Origin of the sequence: Treponema sp. Marseille-Q3903 (genome assembly GCF_014334335.1) — a bacterium.
Lineage (GTDB): Bacteria > Spirochaetota > Spirochaetia > Treponematales > Treponemataceae > Treponema_D.
In genome coordinates, this window is sequence record NZ_JACSEU010000003.1 from 31,299 (window position 1) to 48,033 (window position 16,735).

The 16,735-nt window shown below is 38.5% G+C and carries 19 protein-coding genes; 5 read left to right on the forward strand and 14 right to left on the reverse strand.

Annotated features, from left to right (window positions below):
- Positions 1–8: 8 nt before the first annotated feature.
- On the reverse strand, positions 9–626 hold the full coding sequence (locus H9I37_RS10890; RefSeq protein WP_187382754.1) for a flavodoxin family protein: 618 nt from the start codon (positions 624–626) through the stop codon (positions 9–11).
- Between the two features lie 182 nt (positions 627–808).
- On the opposite strand from H9I37_RS10890, the gene H9I37_RS10895 reads away from it, so the two are divergent.
- The 3 genes from H9I37_RS10895 to H9I37_RS10905 all read left to right on the forward strand — a co-directional run bounded on the left by H9I37_RS10895 (position 809) and on the right by H9I37_RS10905 (position 3,668).
- Positions 809–1,801: an ABC transporter substrate-binding protein gene (locus tag H9I37_RS10895; RefSeq protein WP_187382755.1), complete on the forward strand. Its 993-nt coding sequence runs from the start codon at positions 809–811 to the stop codon at positions 1,799–1,801.
- 93 nt (positions 1,802–1,894) lie between these two features.
- Positions 1,895–2,857, forward strand: a complete 963-nt coding sequence (locus H9I37_RS10900; protein ID WP_187382756.1) for an ABC transporter permease — start codon at positions 1,895–1,897, stop codon at positions 2,855–2,857.
- The gene (locus H9I37_RS10905) at positions 2,850–3,668 is read left to right on the forward strand and encodes an ABC transporter ATP-binding protein (RefSeq protein WP_187382757.1); all 819 of its coding nucleotides are present in this window, start codon (positions 2,850–2,852) and stop codon (positions 3,666–3,668) included. The genes H9I37_RS10900 and H9I37_RS10905 overlap by 8 nt, the downstream gene beginning before the upstream one ends.
- Before the next feature lie 15 nt (positions 3,669–3,683).
- Here H9I37_RS10905 and H9I37_RS10910 read toward each other — a convergent pair whose 3' ends face one another.
- Both H9I37_RS10910 and H9I37_RS10915 read right to left on the reverse strand, forming a co-directional pair.
- Complete coding sequence (locus tag H9I37_RS10910; protein WP_187382758.1) at positions 3,684–3,887, reverse strand: SlyX family protein; 204 nt, start codon at positions 3,885–3,887, stop codon at positions 3,684–3,686.
- Between the two features lie 110 nt (positions 3,888–3,997).
- Positions 3,998–5,023: a YeiH family protein gene (locus H9I37_RS10915; protein ID WP_187382759.1), complete on the reverse strand. Its 1,026-nt coding sequence runs from the start codon at positions 5,021–5,023 to the stop codon at positions 3,998–4,000.
- A 132-nt stretch (positions 5,024–5,155) separates the two neighbouring features.
- Between H9I37_RS10915 and hcp the strand changes: the two genes are divergently transcribed.
- A complete protein-coding gene (gene hcp, locus H9I37_RS10920) occupies positions 5,156–6,736 on the forward strand; it encodes a hydroxylamine reductase (RefSeq protein ID WP_187382760.1) in 1,581 nt (526 codons plus the stop codon).
- 98 nt (positions 6,737–6,834) lie between these two features.
- Here hcp and H9I37_RS10925 read toward each other — a convergent pair whose 3' ends face one another.
- The 6 genes from H9I37_RS10925 to trxA all read right to left on the reverse strand — a co-directional run bounded on the left by H9I37_RS10925 (position 6,835) and on the right by trxA (position 11,680).
- Positions 6,835–7,917, reverse strand: a complete 1,083-nt coding sequence (locus H9I37_RS10925) for a M24 family metallopeptidase (RefSeq protein WP_187382761.1) — start codon at positions 7,915–7,917, stop codon at positions 6,835–6,837.
- An 18-nt stretch (positions 7,918–7,935) separates the two neighbouring features.
- Entirely contained in the window at positions 7,936–9,369 is a 1,434-nt protein-coding gene (locus H9I37_RS10930; protein ID WP_187382762.1) for an MBL fold metallo-hydrolase, read from the reverse strand.
- Positions 9,370–9,395: 26 nt separating this feature from the next.
- Complete coding sequence (locus H9I37_RS10935) at positions 9,396–9,959, reverse strand: HD domain-containing protein (protein WP_187382763.1); 564 nt, start codon at positions 9,957–9,959, stop codon at positions 9,396–9,398.
- 86 nt (positions 9,960–10,045) lie between these two features.
- The gene (locus H9I37_RS10940; RefSeq protein ID WP_187382764.1) at positions 10,046–10,846 is read right to left on the reverse strand and encodes an alpha/beta hydrolase; all 801 of its coding nucleotides are present in this window, start codon (positions 10,844–10,846) and stop codon (positions 10,046–10,048) included.
- A gap of 82 nt (positions 10,847–10,928) precedes the next feature.
- Positions 10,929–11,369: a MarR family winged helix-turn-helix transcriptional regulator gene (locus H9I37_RS10945; RefSeq protein WP_222864239.1), complete on the reverse strand. Its 441-nt coding sequence runs from the start codon at positions 11,367–11,369 to the stop codon at positions 10,929–10,931.
- Positions 11,369–11,680 carry a thioredoxin gene (gene trxA / locus H9I37_RS10950; RefSeq protein ID WP_222864240.1) on the reverse strand — a complete coding sequence of 104 codons (312 nt, stop codon included), beginning with the start codon at positions 11,678–11,680 and terminating at the stop codon, positions 11,369–11,371. The genes H9I37_RS10945 and trxA overlap by 1 nt, the downstream gene beginning before the upstream one ends.
- Before the next feature lie 281 nt (positions 11,681–11,961).
- Between trxA and H9I37_RS10955 the strand changes: the two genes are divergently transcribed.
- Positions 11,962–12,282 carry an HU family DNA-binding protein gene (locus tag H9I37_RS10955; protein WP_187382765.1) on the forward strand — a complete coding sequence of 107 codons (321 nt, stop codon included), beginning with the start codon at positions 11,962–11,964 and terminating at the stop codon, positions 12,280–12,282.
- A 433-nt stretch (positions 12,283–12,715) separates the two neighbouring features.
- Here H9I37_RS10955 and H9I37_RS10960 read toward each other — a convergent pair whose 3' ends face one another.
- From H9I37_RS10960 to H9I37_RS10980, 5 genes are all read right to left on the reverse strand, one after another.
- A complete protein-coding gene (locus tag H9I37_RS10960) occupies positions 12,716–13,732 on the reverse strand; it encodes a plasmid encoded RepA protein (RefSeq protein WP_187382766.1) in 1,017 nt (338 codons plus the stop codon).
- Positions 13,732–14,088 carry a hypothetical protein gene (locus H9I37_RS10965; RefSeq protein ID WP_187382767.1) on the reverse strand — a complete coding sequence of 119 codons (357 nt, stop codon included), beginning with the start codon at positions 14,086–14,088 and terminating at the stop codon, positions 13,732–13,734. The genes H9I37_RS10960 and H9I37_RS10965 overlap by 1 nt, the downstream gene beginning before the upstream one ends.
- A 13-nt stretch (positions 14,089–14,101) precedes the next feature.
- Positions 14,102–14,854 carry a ParA family protein gene (locus H9I37_RS10970; protein WP_187382768.1) on the reverse strand — a complete coding sequence of 251 codons (753 nt, stop codon included), beginning with the start codon at positions 14,852–14,854 and terminating at the stop codon, positions 14,102–14,104.
- Positions 14,855–15,193: 339 nt separating this feature from the next.
- The gene (locus H9I37_RS10975; RefSeq protein ID WP_187382769.1) at positions 15,194–15,919 is read right to left on the reverse strand and encodes an SDR family NAD(P)-dependent oxidoreductase; all 726 of its coding nucleotides are present in this window, start codon (positions 15,917–15,919) and stop codon (positions 15,194–15,196) included.
- Positions 15,920–16,666, reverse strand: coding sequence for a VUT family protein (locus H9I37_RS10980; RefSeq protein ID WP_187382770.1), 747 nt, complete (start codon positions 16,664–16,666; stop codon positions 15,920–15,922). It abuts the gene before it with no gap.
- Between the last annotated feature and the right edge of the window lie 69 nt (positions 16,667–16,735).

Genomic DNA, 16,735 nt, shown 5'->3' on the forward strand with positions numbered 1-16,735 from the left:
TTTGTCTTTCAGCGAATAAAATGAGTCACAAGGCGACTCTCTTCCTCCGGCAACCCAAATTTTTCTTTTCCGAGCGCAATACTTTTTATGAGAAAAGACATATTTCTGGCTAAGATTCGCATTGTCTGCAAACCTTCAGCATCCTGCTGAGCTTCTCCTGGCGTTCTGCCATGGACACTGTTCCAATATTGGCTTGAAGCGACCGGCATTCCACAGATTGTAAAATATTTGTTTAAAACATCAAAAGTCGCTGAACAACCACCGCGGCGAGCGATAACAACTGCTGCTCCAACTTTCATTGTTTTATCAAAATGAGAGCTGTAAAAAAGTCTGTCTAGCAAAGCAATCACCGTGGCGTTTGGAGACGAATAATAAACCGGACTTCCGATTACAAGCCCATCAGCTTTTTCAAAAAGTTCCGCAATTTTATTTACTTCATCGTCAAAAACACACCTGCCGTGTGTGTAACAAAATCCGCATGCAACGCACCCCCTAACATCTTTGTTTCCGACGGTGATGACAGTTGTTCCAATACCCTGCTCGGCAAAAATATTTTCCATCTCTTTTAGAGCAATTGATGTGTTTCCATTTTGATGAGGACTGCCGTTAATTATTAAGACATTCATATATACCTCGCTTAAAAAGATACTTAGATTATAAAACCCAAAGACACCGTTCTCAAGCGCAAAACAAAATTCGATAGGTTAAACGAGATTTCTATTGACAGAAACAGCGCCGCGCTGTATATTGTTTCTACAAATAGAAACTTAAAAACGAACGGTTTCAAAATCCGTATCCGGAGGTAAAAATGAAAAAACAAATTATGATAATTATGATGGCAGCTCTCTGTCTTGGGACAATATCTGCAGCAAAACCGAAAAAACCGAAAAAGGTAAAGATTGGCATTGCAAAAATCGTGCAGCACATCGCACTCGACGATATTGAACGCGGCGTGATGGATGCGATTAAAGACGCCGGAATAGACGCAACTTTTGATTTGCAAAACGCAAACGGAGATGTAAACACTGCGAATCAGATTGCATCGCAATTCAGAGATAAAAATGTTGATGTTGCAGTCGGGATCGCGACTCCGGTTGCAATTGCTTTTGCCAACACTTTACGCAACGTTCCTGTAGTATTTGGAACTGTGACAGACCCTCTGGGAGCCGGTCTTGTAACGACTCTCGAGCACGGCAATAAAAATGTAACAGGAATGTCAGACGAGCTTCCGTCAAAAGAGCATATAAAGCTTTTCAAAGAGATTGCGAAAATTAAAACTCTCGGATACATCTACACTGCAAGCGAAGACAATTCTGTATCATCTTTAGAATTGGTAAAACAAGGATGCAATGAAGCTGGTCTAAAACTCGTAGTGCAGTCAATTTCCAATTCTTCAGAAGTAAAACAGGCTGCCGAAGCGATTGTAGACCGCGTAGACGGAATCTATCTCACAACAGACAATACTGTTTTTTCTGCACTTCCAAGTCTGATCTCTGTGTTCAAAAAAGCAAAAAAACCTATTTTCTCAGCAGACGTAACCGGAGCAAAAGACGGCGGATGTTTTATAGCATCAGGATTCAATTACTACAAAGCCGGTCGTGCAACAGGCGAAATTGTAGTAGATATCTTAAACGGTAAAAAACCGGCTGATATTCCTGTGCGATTTATGACAAAGCCTGAAGATTCGGACATATTGATCGATATCGATGCAGCAAAAGAATGCGGAATCAAAATACCGGAAAATTTATTAAAACAGGCAACTTTTATTATTGAAAATGGAAAGCTTAAAGAAAAAAAATAGATAGGGGTGCACAAAACAGTTTCTCTGTGTTTTCTCCTGTTTTTATCTGCTTTCATATAGCAAAAACTTAATTTTTTTTATATGATGTTTCTGATGATAGAAACAATTTTAATTGAAGGTTTAATTTACAGCATTATGGTTCTTGGCTTATTTATAAGCTATAGAACCTTAAATTTTTGTGATATGACAGTTGACGGAGCGTTCCCGATGGGTGGCTGCATTCTCGCGGCATGTCTTACACAAGGGATGTCTCCAGTCACCGGCATTCTTTTAGCGTTTGCAGGCGGATGCCTTGCAGGGCTTGTGACTTCATTTTTATACACAAAACTCCGTGTCCCTGATTTACTCGCCGGCATATTGATGATGACGATGCTCTATTCTATCAATCTTCGCATTATGAAAAACAAAGCTAACATCTCGTTTCTTAAGCTCGACACCCTTTTTTCAAAACTGACGGCTTTTTTTGAAACTCACTTTGAATCAATCCCATCAGAATCGGGAATTCTGATTTTCCTTCTTCTTTTTATAATCGCTTTTAAAGCGCTTCTCGATTTGTTTTTTCACACCGACCTTGGACTCACTATGGGTGCTCTCGGTTCAAACGAACAGATGGTGATTTCAAACGGAGTAAATCCTCAGATTGTTCGAGGGATCGGTGTTTGTGTTGGAGACGGACTTGCGGCGCTTTCTGGAGCGTTTGCAGCGATGTACAACGGATTTGCAGACGTAGGAAGCGGAACAGGCGTAATCGTAAGCGGTTTGGCATCTTTAATGCTTGGAGAATTCATCATTCATTCAAATAAAATCGGGCTTCAAACGCTGAGAGTTATTGCAGGCTCAATCATCTACCGTGCATTGATGGTTCTTGCTCGCCGCTACGGGCACTTCATCAACCTCACCGCAAATGATTTAAAACTTATAACTGGAATTTTAATAATAATCTGTCTGATAATCGCAAACATAAAAGGAAAGTCAAACTTTTATAAACATCTTAAAAGACCGGAAAGACAGGCAGCGTCAAAGAGAGCATCTGCAAACGGAGACCAAAATGATTAAACTCGAAAATATCGGAATTACGTTCCACGCAGGCACTCCCGACGAAAACATCGCCTTAAAAAATGTAAACCTTAAAATAAAACATGGTGATTTTATAACTGTGATAGGCTCAAACGGAGCGGGAAAATCTACCCTTTACAATATTATTTCCGGCACCCTAACCCCGACGACAGGGAAAATTTTTTTGTCAACCGCAGACAAAGACGGACGCATAACAGACCGCGACATCACTTTTGATAAAGAATACAAGCGAGCTTCGTATATCGGGCGCATTTTCCAAAATCCGCTTTTGGGGACGGCGGGAAAAATGTCACTCGAAGACAATATGAATATATGCAGCAAAAAAGGATGGAAAGGGCTAAAAATCAGTTTAAATAAAAAACGCAGACAAGAATTTTGTGAACAGTTAAAACAGCTCAACATGGGGCTTGAAAAACGCCTTGCAGATAACGTAGAGCAGTTTTCCGGCGGACAGAGACAGGCTCTCACTCTTTTGATGGCAGTTATGTCAAAGCCGGCAATCCTTCTTCTAGATGAACACACGGCAGCTCTAGACCCTGCAAACGCCGCAATTGTTATGGAGCTTACAAGAAGGTTCGCAACCGAAAACAACCTTACTGTCATGATGATAACCCACAACATGCAGCATGCGCTCGACTACGGAAATCGACTTTTGATGATGGATGCCGGCGAAATCATCATGGATATAGACGGCGAAGAAAAACAAAAACTCACTTTGGAAGATTTGGCGGAGCGCTTTAGGCAAATAAAAAAACACTCAATCACAAACGACCAGATGGCGCTGCAATAGAATCTGCGTGATAATTTAATAATGCGGCGGTTTACGGTCGGGAATATCGCCTTCCGCCCAGTCAGATAAATCTTTTACTTTGTCTTTGAGCACTTTGTTTTCCGATTTGAGTTTTTCGATATCTTTTCCTTGCTTAACTGTAACATCCTGAAGCTGATTCAAAAAATCTTCAAGATACGCAAGTTTCATCTCGAGTTTAATTAAATTTTGTTCGTCCATTCTCAAAGTATATCATAAAGATAAAGCGATTGATATTCGTGAGCGGCGTCTTTTTGCATCAGCTTGTTCTAGGGGCGTGTCAGAAAAAATTTTCAGAAAATCAGATGATATTACCAGAGTCCCATAATATTTTGCATCAAAAGACTTACGGCTGTAATTCCAATCCAACATGCAGCTCCAAGTATGATCGGCTTTCCGCTCGACTTTAAAAGCTGAAAAATATTGCTGTTTAATCCGATTGCGCCCATCGCCATTATGATAAAAAATTTGCTTAGTTCCTTTAATGGCGTAAATATCGATTTAGACATGCCAAGTGATAACGCAATTGTAGTTATGACAGACGCAATTAAAAAGAAAAGTACAAACAGCGGCAACGCTCGTTTCAAGCTGAACCCTTTTGTTTGAGTCCCATCTTTTCTTGCCTTGCTTGCACGGAACATCGCGAGTACAAGCGTGATCGGAATGATAGCCAGCGTTCGCGTCAGCTTTACAGTGACCGCTTTATCAAGTGTCTGGGTACCGAGATTCCACATCCCGTCCCAAGTTGCAGCCGCCGCAGTTACGGAAGATGTATCATTGACAGCGGTTCCCGCAAAAATCCCGAACGCTTCCCCATCTGCCGTGCTAAACCCTATCAGCTTTCCAAAAACAGGAAATAAAATTGCTGCAAGAACATTGAAAAAGAAAATCACCGAAATCGCCTGTGCGACCTCTCCATCGTCAGCATCGATGACAGGAGCTGTAGCCGCAATCGCAGAACCGCCGCAGATTGAAGAGCCGACTCCTATCAAAGTTGAGATATTTCCGGGAATCTTCATGATTTTGCATAAAACAAACGCAATCAAAAGAGATGCGGTGATAGTGCTCAAGATGACAGGCAGCGACTGTTTCCCGGTTTGCAAAACGACGCTTAAGTTCATTCCGAATCCAAGCAAAACAACTGCAGCCTGCAAAACATATTTCGATGTGAATTTTATTCCGGCAGCAGCTTTTCCTTTGTTGTTCCAAAACAAAGCGATAATCATTCCAATCAAAATAGAAATGACAGCTCCTCCAACAACCGGAAAAAGTTTTCCAAAAAAATAAGAAGGAACTGCAATTGCAAAGCAAATTAAAATACCGATAAGTTTATCCATAAAAAAACCTCTTTTGTCAATGATTATGATTATAAAAAATTCCAACCATAAAATCAAATATGTTGCTCAGGCAACGAGAGAGCATCACATCTGCATTTATAATTAAAGAACATTATTGATTAAGAGGTTTTTATGGAACAGGAAATGTTTTGTTACCAGTGTCAGGAAACTGCCGGCGGCAAAGGTTGTACGAAGATGGGAGTTTGTGGGAAAAAAGCTGATACGGCTTTAGAGCAAGACAAACTTATTCTCGCTACAAAAAAACTTGGACTTGCAGTGCTCGAAAAGGGAGCTAAAGCGGAAGATGTAAAATCAGCGGCGCCGCTTGCAATCAACAATCTTTTTAAGACAATTACAAATGCCAACTTTGACAACAGCGCTCTTGAAAAAGCAATCGATGAAACACAAGCGTTGACATCAAAAATCAACGGTGGAAAAACACTCGCAGAAAATGCAGAGCTGGGAGTTCTCGCAACTCAAGACGAAGATATCAGAAGTCTTCGGGAACTTATCACCTATGGATTAAAAGGGCTTGCGGCGTATCTCAAACACGCTTTAGTGCTCGGCTATTCAGATGATAAAATCAATTTGTTTGTGCTCACAGCTCTTGCAAAACTTTTGGACAAAAATCTTACCCTCGACGATTATGTTGCACTCACGATGGAAACTGGAACTTATGGCGTTCAGGGAATGGCGCTTTTAGACAAAGCAAATACGGAAACTTACGGTAATCCGGAAATCACTTCGGTAAATATTGGAGTTCGCAAAAATCCCGGCATTCTTGTTTCCGGTCATGACCTAAAAGACCTTGAAATGCTCCTCGACCAAACAAAAGGAACAGGAGTCGATGTCTATACTCATGGAGAGATGCTTCCTGCACATTACTATCCTGCGTTTAAAAAATATGAAAACTTTGCAGGAAATTACGGCAACGCATGGTGGCTTCAGAAAAAGGAATTCGCATCTTTCAATGGACCAATTCTCCTTACAACAAACTGCCTCGTCCCTCCAACTGATCAATATAAAGAGCGCCTGTTTACGACAAATGATGTCGGATTTCCTGGCTGCAAACACATTCAAGATAATGAAAACGGCAAAAAAGACTTCAAAGAAATAATTGAGCTCGCAAAAAAATGCCCGCCGCCGACAGAAATTGAGACAGGTTCTATTGTTGGAGGATTTGCACACAATCAGGTTTTTGCACTTGCGGATAAAGTCGTGGACGCTGTAAAAACAGGCGCAATCAAACGCTTTATCGTCATGGGTGGGTGTGATGGTCGTGCTTCATCTAGAAATTACTACAAGGAGTTTGCTGAATCGCTTCCGAAAGATACTGTGATTCTTACAGCTGGCTGTGCAAAATATAAATACAACAAATTGAATCTCGGAGACATCGGCGGCATTCCTCGAGTTCTTGATGCAGGACAGTGCAACGACAGTTACTCTCTAGCCGTTATCGCTCTCAAACTTAAGGAAGTTTTCAATCTAAGCGATATCAATGAGCTTCCGATTGTTTACAACATCGCATGGTATGAACAAAAAGCGGTGATTGTACTTTTGGCGCTTTTATCACTCGGCGTTAAAAATATCCATCTTGGTCCTACACTTCCGGCATTTCTTTCGCCTGCAATCGCAAGTTTCCTTGTTGAAAAATTCGGAATTGGTGGAATATCTACAGTTGAAGATGATTTGAAACTTTTCGGCTTGAAATAGAATTTGATTAAAAATAATACAGACAATGAGACAGAAAGCTGAATCACAATAAACAATCATTGTTTGTATTATTCTCTTTCAGTTCGGCATTAGGTTTTTTACCCGATAATTTTCCAGTGTTTATCTACATGATTTAGAGGCTCGCAGCCGTCTTTTGTAACGAGAACAAGGTCTTCAATACGAACCCCGAATTTCCCTGGCAGATAAATTCCGGGTTCGATGCTGAAAATCATCCCTTCTTTTGCGACATCTTTGTTTGCAGCGCTGACATCGCCTTGCTCATGCTCCGTCTGTCCGCAAAAATGACCGAGCCGATGTGTAAAATATTCGCCATAGCCTGCATCTGAAATATAACTTCGGGCAACAGCATCAATTTCACACAGAGGAACACCGGGACGTACAAAAGCCTCTGCCTTTTCATTCGCTTCGCGCACAATATCATGAATCTTTGTATATTCTTCCGGCGCACTTTTAAAAAAAGCCGTACGAGTCATGTCTGAAACATAATGATCTTTTCGGCAGCCCATGTCTATCAAAACACAGTCCCCTTCTTGTACGACAGTTCCATCAGGCTCATGATGAGGATCTGCGGCATTTGCACCAAAAGAAACTATTGTTTCAAAACTCGGCCCTTCAGCACCCTCTTTTTTAAACTGCTCCGCTACGAATTCCGCAACTTCGAGCTCTGTAACTCCTTTATGAACATAAGCCATCGCTTTTTCAATTACAACGTCGTTTATCCTAGAGGCTTCTTTCATCAATTCAATTTCTTTTAAATCTTTACGTGCGCGAACATTATCTACGCAGTCGCTGCCAAGTACAAAACTTACATTCTGGTTTTTCTGCATAAGCGGAATTAAAAAGCGTGCAGACCACGTTTTATCAACACCGACCTTTCCTTTTTCTGCAATGTGAGAAGAAAGAATGCCAACGCAATCATCGGAATCTGAATACCAAATAGTTTCAAAATTGTTAGCAGGAATATTGAACAGTCTGTTTGCAAACAATTTGACAGAACCTTCGACAGGAACGTAGAGAACGTACATTCTCTCATAAGGTTCATTCCAGATTCCACTTAAATACCAAATTGAATAGAAATCCGTAACAAGCAGAGCGTCAATTCCTCGCAACGTCATCTCAGCTTTTATTTTAGCAAATCTATCTAAGTAAACTTTTTCCATAATTTATTTCACTCACCATCAGCTCACAGTATAATCTTTTTTCATTCCGTGTCCACCAAAAATCTTCCACTCGCCGGCATCAAGATTCTGAACGATTGCATTTCGCTCCATGGCGCACAAAAGTGGGTCAGTGTCGACACAAGTCATCAAAACGGGAGCATACTGATTGTATTCAGCTTGTTCTCCTGTCAATCCATGCACGTTTATATAAATGTCTCCTGAAAAGACGATGTGATGTTGATAGTCTATCAAAACTGTTTCGCCTGCAAGATGACCGCCTTTTCCCTGAAAAACTTCAAAATGCATTTCACTGAAATCAAAAAATCCCATCGATTCGAGAGGCTTTTCCTGTTCTCCATAGATGTCCCAGAGCGCCTGAACTCTTGAAGGTTCAACAGGCTTATATCCTGTCAGAGTCTTGCAAATACTTATGTAAGGTCTGTGAAGAGGATTTTGTTCACGAAAGTCGTTTTTTCCTTCATATTCGAGATTTAGACATTCCTTTGTTTTTTTGCTTGCATAAATCTCGTCAAATAACGATAAAAGTCCGCAATGGTCAACGTCGGCATGTGTGATAAAAATTCTCTTTTTCATTTTGTCGAAGTCCGGCAAGATTTTTCGGAACAATGTTATCATTTCTTCACGGTAAAGAGCATACCCACAGTCTATAAATAACACCTCTCCCCTACTCTTCAAAATTGTCGTGTTGCTTCCGCAAGGCGGTTCAATCAATATTATTTCAGTATTTTCTGCAATCTTATGAGTGGAGATACGAGGCGCAAAAGCGTCTCCTCGATACTTTGCAAGCAACTCTGCAAACCGGCTGATGCTTTCGAAAGTCTTGTAAGGCGGAAGCCCTTTTTCATCGAGCATCTGCATAATCTTGTTTGAATTTACCAAAAGAGATTCCTGCAAGGATTTTGAGAGCCCAAGCCTGCACATAAGACCGAAAACGAACGATTGATAGAAAATCGAATTGTCAAACGATTTTTCGGAGCTGTTGTAATCTATAACTTTTACATCACAGATATCCTGAACGTCTGCTAAAAAAGCTAAAAACTGTTCTTCGCTTTCAACAAAAAGCCCCATCTTAAAAGGCTGATATCCTGTTCCGTTTTCTTCGGAACTGATATAAGAAATATTTAACCCATACTGCCTTATCACATCAAGTACATCTTTTACAGACCCCGGCTTATCGACAAGTAAAAATTCCAGCAAAACAATGCTTTTTTCTTTTTGCTCAGAATTGAGGTATCCAAGTTCTGTAAGTTTAGCATCAGCTTTTAAAAGTGCTTCCTCATCTCCCTCTGCGTCAATAAAAAGAGTTTGAGAATCTATGGCTTTATTGTAACTTACACGAGTGATGTTTATCCCCAACGAAGAAAAACATTCACTTGCTATTAAAAAGGCTCCAAAATGATCAGGCATCGTAGTTATATATGTTTTTTTCATCAGATAACCTCATTGTTACATAATTATTACACATTCCGAGCAATTTTCTCATCAGTATCTGAAAGGATCTGTTGACGAAGCTCTTTAAGCCACTGTGAAAATTCAACATTTTGCCATCCATATTCTTTTTGAAATCGATACTCCTGCGGTTCCCATGTAGAAATCGGCGATTCGTTGTGTTGAATAAGAGCTTCAAGTTTATCGAGCGCTTTGTATAGTTTTGCTTCATTTGTTTTTTGCTGATTCATCTCTTTGAGCAATTCAAAAAGATGACAGGAAACATCGTCGGGAAGCGATTTTATCCATTCATCGAGCAGGGATTCTTCTTTCTCCCTGTCTTTATCAGTCTTATTAAAAGCCGGAATATCACCGGTAAAACACTCTCCAAGATCATGAATAAGGCACATTTGGATGACTTTATCTATATCATACTCAGGAAACTCACCGCGCAGCAGCAAAGCCATTAAAGAAATCCGCCAACTGTGTTCTGCCACGCTTTCCGGCCGCCCATTTGACGTTGTACAATGCCTGATTGTATTTTTCAGCCGTTCCGCAACATGTAAAATTTCAAGAAACTGTTTTGCGTCCATCCAAACTCCTTTCATTGTAGCAATCTGGCAATCTATTGTAACAATTCGGTTATCTTGTGCAAGCAGACTGTTTTAATTTATGATTTTTATTTCATCATGATTGGAATAAATTTTTCTGCACTTTCATGCCAGAATTTCATGTCGTGGGCGCCTTCCCATTCAAGATAAGTGTGTTCAACTCCATGCTCTTCAAGAAATTTGTGCATTGCTCTGTTTTGTTCCAAAAGAAAATCTTCAGTTCCTACAGACATGAAGATTTCCGGAAGTTTTTTCTTTTCGCGCAAAAGTTTTTTGACAAGAGTTTCAGGATTTTTTTCGCTTTCCAAAAGTTCTGAAGGTTCCCCGAAACATTCTCGATAAAAGTCATAATTTGCAATTTCATGGGCTTTTCCAAGATTTCCCGGATTCATATTTGCAACTTCATGCTGGACAAAAGCTGATGATAACGGAGCTGTTTTACTGAAAACATCAGGATAAGCTAAAGCTGTGTGAAGCGCTCCAAATCCGCCCATCGAAAGCCCCATTATATACGTTTCTTCTCTGTTTTTTGCAAGTCCGAATGTTTTCCTTACAAAATCGACAAGTTCCTCTCCAACAAAAGACTGAAACGCATGACCTGTCGAAAGCCCGTTTAACCAAAAGCTGTTTTCACCACTCGGACAGACAACAGCAAAGTTATACTGTTCAATCAGATGTTCAGGAATCCAACAATCGCCTTTTCCCGTATATCCATGCAGCAAAAATAAAGTTCTCATCGGTCTATTTAAATTAGGATTTTCTTCAGCTTTATTGAGCGGGTCAAATCTTCTGTCGGTGGGAATAATCATTTTAAAAGATGTTGCTCTGTTCAGGCAATTTGAAAAAAGTTCAATGTTCAATGATGCCATATCGGAATCTCCTTACTTTAGCATTATCTTTATTATAACTTTATTTCGTCTTCAATTCCAATAATAGTTTTTGTATTTTTTCTCATTCAGACAGCTTCTCTAGGAGTTTTTCGAGAGATTTTTTCAAATTTTCTCTGTCTTCAGGTGTAAGGTTTACACAAGAGCATATTTTTTGAGGAACAGACATTGCCTTTTCTTTCAGTTTTTCACCTTTTTTAGTAAGCGAAACATAGACAACTCTTTCGTCATCTGAATTTCGTTCGCGCACGACAAGCCCATCTTTTTCAAGGAGCTTTAAAAGCGGAGTGAGCGTTCCCGAATCAAGGTAAAGGAATTTTCCAAGCTCGTGAACTTTTATCCGCTTTTGCTCCCAAAGAACCATCATTGTGATGTATTGAGTATAAGTTAACCCGATGTCTGAAAGAAACGGCTTATATCTGCGCACTATTTCCTTTGAGCAAACGTATAAAGAAAAACAAAGTTGATCTCCGAGTCTCAATGAATCTCCTTCGGCAGCCATCATTAAAGCCCCAGATTCTGCAAAAGACCTTCTTTAGTAGTAGCTCCGACAAAAGATTTTTCGATTTTTCCGTCCTTAAAAAGGATAAAAGACGGAATGCTCATTATTCCATACTGCTGAGCAAGGTCGCTTTCATCGTCAACATTTACTTTACCGACTTTAATCTGACCTGCTTTGTCTTTAGCGATTTCTGAAACTACAGGACCCATCATCTGACACGGACCGCACCAACTTGCCCAAAAATCAACAAGAACAGGTTCTTTTGATTCTAACACTTCATTTTTAAAATTCTGTGATGTTAAAGTGATTTCCATAATTTTGTCTCCTACACAGCCGGAATAAATATATATAGTTCCGACCACTTTACAATTTATACAATTTCATTGTACACAATTAAAATAAACACAATTCAAAAAAAAGTCAAGAAAAATAATATCAAACTGGTTTTTAATCTTTTACATAAAGAATATTCCCCCACATCTTAATTATGAAACTCGACATTTAGAGTATTAGAGTTTATTATAAATTGGGTGTCGTATTTTAATAAGCAAAAATACTATTTTATATAAAAAACTATAATAAAAATGAGGACAAAATGAACAATTCAAAAACGACAAAAAAAGAACTTGTGCAAAATGTATATAACACAATAAGTGTCGATAAACAGACAATTCAAAAAACGATAGACTGCTTTCTTGAACAATTGCGGAAATCTATGGAAGAAGGAAATACAATTGAATTGAGAGGCTTCGGCACTTTTGAACCTCGCCTAAGAAAAGGGAAAGCATCTGCCCGAAATCCTAAAACCGGAGAAAAAGTAAAAGTAGAGCCGCATTATGTCATCGCATTCAGAGCCGGTCAGGAACTAAAAGAAAAACTCTGGAAACTTGACCCTTCAAAAATGGAAAATAAATAAATTGTAACAAACCTGTTATCCGAGTGGAAATTAAAAAGAAGCACATTGTTTTATATAATGTAACAGTTCTGTTATAGTATCAAAAAAAAACAATATACTGATTGTCACAGTTTTGTTATCAATAAATGTAACACTCCTGTTATTTTTACCAACATCGGCTTGTGGATAACCGGATTTTTATGTAACAGTTATGTTATAAGTTACACTATACCACTTGCTTGGCTCTTTATAGAAGAAACTTTACACTTAACATTGCTAAGTAACAATTCTGCTATCCAAATGTCACACTTTTGTTATTTCTTCTATATTATCTAATAATTAACTAATAATATAAAAAAACTAATAATAGGGATAATTATTTTGTGGATAACATCAATATAGATAACAGAATTGTTACAAAATTTTTTTATAACAACACTGTTACATCTTTATTTTAAATATCCATATTTGCTGAAATCAAAGCATATCTTATATCATCTTTAAGAACAGGAGTAGGACTTTTAAACAATGTCAATCCCGTTCCTCCTTTATCTATTTCTACGTTCAATTCCGGATAATATTTTTCTTTAATCTCTCGAACTTGATCGATAATTCTGGCATAATTTACGTTCGCAATTTTAGGATCCGACTCTTCTGCAACAGGCATAAATTGCTCAACGAGTTTTTCTCTCGGAATAAAAACTCCTTCAGGCTTTATGTTGCTGTTGTTTCTGTAAACAAGCCATGCGTAGATATCTTTTCCGACAGGACTTGAAATATCTTTATAGACAGTGTAATTGATTGGAACTCCGTGTTGCTGGCAAAAATGAGCAAAATTTGCAGAAAGGATTATTTTAAATTTTCCGATTCTGGGATTTTTCGATTTTTCGTCAAAAATTTCTTGGTACTGCACCCCTTCTGTAAAAAGAATAGTTCCAGTTGAAGTTGTACGCACTGTAACATCTCTTTTTGGGAGTTTTTCATCAGGTCCATATAAATTTTTAAAAAGATATGCCTGTTCCTGTTTTTCAACTTTTTGTTCAAATGAAAATGTTGCTTTTTTAAAACATTCAAGTTGCTCCTGAATATCTTGTCCTCTCTGGCGAGGAAGTTGCATTTCCCTCAAAAGTTGAGACAGCGATTCGAATTCGATTTCAACAGGAGCGTCTTTTATTTTAGAAATTACGGCATGTGTTGTAAAAACGCTCAGCAAAAGTCTGCCATATTTTCCAAACGGAACATTTTTAGGCGAATTCAAAATCAATGAAATTCCGTTGCTTCCCTTTCTTACAAATTCTGTTTTATTTATATTTTTGAAAGGAAGTGATGCAGTCGTAAAGAAACTCGGAATATAACTTAAAGAAAGTTTTGATTCAGATTTTTCTTCAAGCCCTTTCAACGATGCAAAAAGTTCATCAGAAGAGTTGTCTACTGGGGCAAGTGATGTTTTTTCCGGTAATTTTTTTCCCATTATTCTACCTTCTTTGATATTCCACCTTTGGAAATTACGACATTTCCTGCTGCAACTTCTTTTTCAAGAAATTCAAAAGAGGCTTCAATGTACTGTGTAATTGTGACTCCACAGTTTGTGCAGAATTTTTTAATTTCATCGCGGCGACCCGGAGAAAGCCTAATATTCATCACATCTGCGTATTTCCCTTTTGATAAAGATGATTCAACAGATGTTTGTATCGGTTTCAATTGCCTTTCAGACTGGGAAGTGTGATCAACGTTTTGTTCTTCTCCAACATGGAATACATCTTTGTGAACATTGTTTTTCATTTGTGTAAAAAAGTCCGCAGGAATTTCTTTCTTTGCAATTGGCATATTTCCCCTCCTTTTATTTTACAAGATCCGCAAGGTTTTTCAGCGCATCAAGAGTTTCTTTTTTTCCACCTCGCTGTTGGATTGTCTGCCTTGCCAAAGTTGCATATTTAAAATCTTGGTCTACAGGAACAAAAACAACGTTAAAATCGCCCTCGTTCAGCCCTTCCGAAATGATGTCAGTAAGCTTTATAGACCTGTTGATTTCGTTCAGGACAATTGTTTCAAATTTTGGGTTTTGAGAGTGTTTCCGTTTTTTAAAACTTTCAAGGTTGTTTTTGAAAATCTGAAGTCCATCTTGAGAATACGCATCAGCTTTGATGACTGCAATAACTTCGTCCGACGCAATCATTATGTTTTCTTCAAATTCGTCAAATGCAGGAGATGTGTCAAAAATACAATAATCAAAATTGAGCTTCTTTACTTCTTCACAAAGGTCCGAGAAAATAAAAGGCTCTTTTGAAGCTTCGCTTGTTCTGTATGTCCGCAAAGAACGGAATCCTTTTCTGTCAATTGAATTCGTCGGAATGATATAAAGATTTTCAATTTGCGTTTTAGATATTGCCTGATCGATTGTCACGTCCCCATAAAGAGTTTCTGCAAGATCATGGCTGAAAGATTCAAGCAATGTTCCTGTCGTATTTCCTTGCGGGTCTGCATCTATCAAAAGAACTTTTTTACCACGTCTTGCAAGCTCTGCCGCAAGCGATAAACTGACTGTTGTTTTGCCTACTCCACCCTTCTGAATAGACACTGCGATTTTTTTCATTTTTATCCCACCTCAAAATATTTGTACTTTTTATACGTATATATATCTAATCATATTTTTTAGAAAAAATCAAATAAAAAATATTAGAAATATTAGAAGTCTAACAGTATTTATTAGAAAACTTAGATAAAAACTAATTAAAAAGCTAAACAAAAATGCAATAAAAATGCTAAACAATCTAATCTAAAACTTTAGATAGATTAGATAAAATCTAATCTATAAAAACACGCTCTAGGATTCTCTCAGACGCATTCATTTTATGAAAATTGAAAACTTACTCATTTTTTCAATTTGGACACGTTGTGCGCAATATTTTGATTTTTACAAAAATAGAAAAATTTATATATCTTCAGGCCAGACAAACAAGTCGGCGCAGTTGCGTTCTCCACCGGAAATGTCGATTGCTTGACCTGTGCAAAAAGAGTTTGTGACAGTTATAAAAAAGCACCATTCCGCCGCTTCTTCTGCTGTCATCCATTTTTTGAGGGGCGTTATGTCCATGATTTTTTGCCAAAGAATTTTGTCGTCAATCACGGGCTTATTAAGCTCTGTCATAACGCCGCCAAAGCACAGCGCATTGCATGTCGCTTTGTATTTGTTTGCAAGTCTGATAGCGCAATTTTTCATGTATCCGGTTACGCCGGCTTTTGATGCAACGTAAGAAGGAAATTCATTTCCGGTTAGGCTTGAGACAGAGCTGTTAAAAAGGACAGATTTTATAGATGGCTGAAAAGCGTATTTTTCGGTTACGTTGATTGTTCCGATTAGGTTTACATTGATGTCTTCAATGCAAAATGAATTTTTATCGGAGCAAATGCTTTGAATACCGGCGTTGTTGATTAGAATTTCTACTTTTTTTAAAATCGGAAAATCTTTGCATTCCGGCAATGATTCTTTTTTTGATATATCCGCAATGATGTGCTGATAATTTTCTGGGTTTTTTATAGAACTGCTGATTGTATCTTCTTTTATATCAAGCCCTATAACTTTGTGTCCTGCCTTCAAAAATTTGAGCGCTGTTGCACGCCCAATCCCTCGTGAAGTACCAGTGATGAGAATGTTCATTTATTCCGCCTTCTTTTTTACATAGTCAAAATATTCTTTGCCGACGTTTTCTTTTTCCCAATTTTTGACAACTTTGTAGCCAATTCCGCTGAACAATACTTCTGCCAAAAGTTCAAAAACTGCCCCGATTCCAGAGCAAACGAACACTTGAGTCCAAGACCATCCAAAGAAAAATTTTGAAACGATTGTAGCAAAAATAAAATTATCGACATATTGCGCAAGAACTGTTGAAGTATAAGAGCGGAGAGCAAAGCCCGCAAACCCATTTGACAAAACTCTTTTCCCGATAAAGTCATTCAGCAATGCATTTACAATTGACGAAATGATAAATGCTGTTGCAGAGCCAAAAACTACATACCATGAACCTCCGAACGTTTTATTCAGGGCGTTGTTGATTTGAATGCTGTCGGTTGAATAAAATTCCCCCCACATTCCTGGAGCCAATGAAAGCAAATAAAAAATAATGCAGACAGAAAGATTGACAAAAAGGGCGAGCAGCGAAACTTTGATGCTCGCTTTTGCTCCCCAGCGTTTGCAGATAACGTCCATGCAAAGAAACATAATCCAACTGAATACAAAACCACAATCTAACGCAACATATTTGTAGTTGAGCAACTCTTTGTTCGCCATAAGGTTTGCGCATACGACGGAAAGAAAAAATAAAGAGATTGTAAGAGAAGGGATGTTTCGGAATAAGAGCTTATAATCTTCAAGCTCCCTTTTGATTAAGTTGTGAAATTTGTTCATTTCGCCTCCATAAAAAACCTCGCGTTAGCGGCCGTGCAGGAGGCACTGTATAAAAGTTTACGAAGCGCA

Coding starts and splice junctions, on each gene's coding strand:
- H9I37_RS10930 (WP_187382762.1), bottom strand. CDS start 9,369: ATGAAAAAAACATATATAACTACGATGCCTGATCATTTTGGAGCCTTT.
- hcp (WP_187382760.1), top strand. CDS start 5,156: ATGGAACAGGAAATGTTTTGTTACCAGTGTCAGGAAACTGCCGGCGGC.
- H9I37_RS10975 (WP_187382769.1), bottom strand. CDS start 15,919: ATGAACATTCTCATCACTGGTACTTCACGAGGGATTGGGCGTGCAACA.
- H9I37_RS10970 (WP_187382768.1), bottom strand. CDS start 14,854: ATGAAAAAAATCGCAGTGTCTATTCAGAAGGGTGGAGTAGGCAAAACA.
- H9I37_RS10980 (WP_187382770.1), bottom strand. CDS start 16,666: ATGAACAAATTTCACAACTTAATCAAAAGGGAGCTTGAAGATTATAAG.
- H9I37_RS10915 (WP_187382759.1), bottom strand. CDS start 5,023: ATGGATAAACTTATCGGTATTTTAATTTGCTTTGCAATTGCAGTTCCT.
- H9I37_RS10895 (WP_187382755.1), top strand. CDS start 809: ATGAAAAAACAAATTATGATAATTATGATGGCAGCTCTCTGTCTTGGG.
- H9I37_RS10900 (WP_187382756.1), top strand. CDS start 1,895: ATGATAGAAACAATTTTAATTGAAGGTTTAATTTACAGCATTATGGTT.
- H9I37_RS10955 (WP_187382765.1), top strand. CDS start 11,962: ATGAACAATTCAAAAACGACAAAAAAAGAACTTGTGCAAAATGTATAT.
- H9I37_RS10965 (WP_187382767.1), bottom strand. CDS start 14,088: ATGCCAATTGCAAAGAAAGAAATTCCTGCGGACTTTTTTACACAAATG.
- H9I37_RS10910 (WP_187382758.1), bottom strand. CDS start 3,887: ATGGACGAACAAAATTTAATTAAACTCGAGATGAAACTTGCGTATCTT.
- trxA (WP_222864240.1), bottom strand. CDS start 11,680: ATGGAAATCACTTTAACATCACAGAATTTTAAAAATGAAGTGTTAGAA.
- H9I37_RS10945 (WP_222864239.1), bottom strand. CDS start 11,369: ATGATGGCTGCCGAAGGAGATTCATTGAGACTCGGAGATCAACTTTGT.
- H9I37_RS10925 (WP_187382761.1), bottom strand. CDS start 7,917: ATGGAAAAAGTTTACTTAGATAGATTTGCTAAAATAAAAGCTGAGATG.
- H9I37_RS10940 (WP_187382764.1), bottom strand. CDS start 10,846: ATGGCATCATTGAACATTGAACTTTTTTCAAATTGCCTGAACAGAGCA.
- H9I37_RS10935 (WP_187382763.1), bottom strand. CDS start 9,959: ATGGACGCAAAACAGTTTCTTGAAATTTTACATGTTGCGGAACGGCTG.
- H9I37_RS10960 (WP_187382766.1), bottom strand. CDS start 13,732: ATGGGAAAAAAATTACCGGAAAAAACATCACTTGCCCCAGTAGACAAC.
- H9I37_RS10890 (WP_187382754.1), bottom strand. CDS start 626: ATGAATGTCTTAATAATTAACGGCAGTCCTCATCAAAATGGAAACACA.
- H9I37_RS10905 (WP_187382757.1), top strand. CDS start 2,850: ATGATTAAACTCGAAAATATCGGAATTACGTTCCACGCAGGCACTCCC.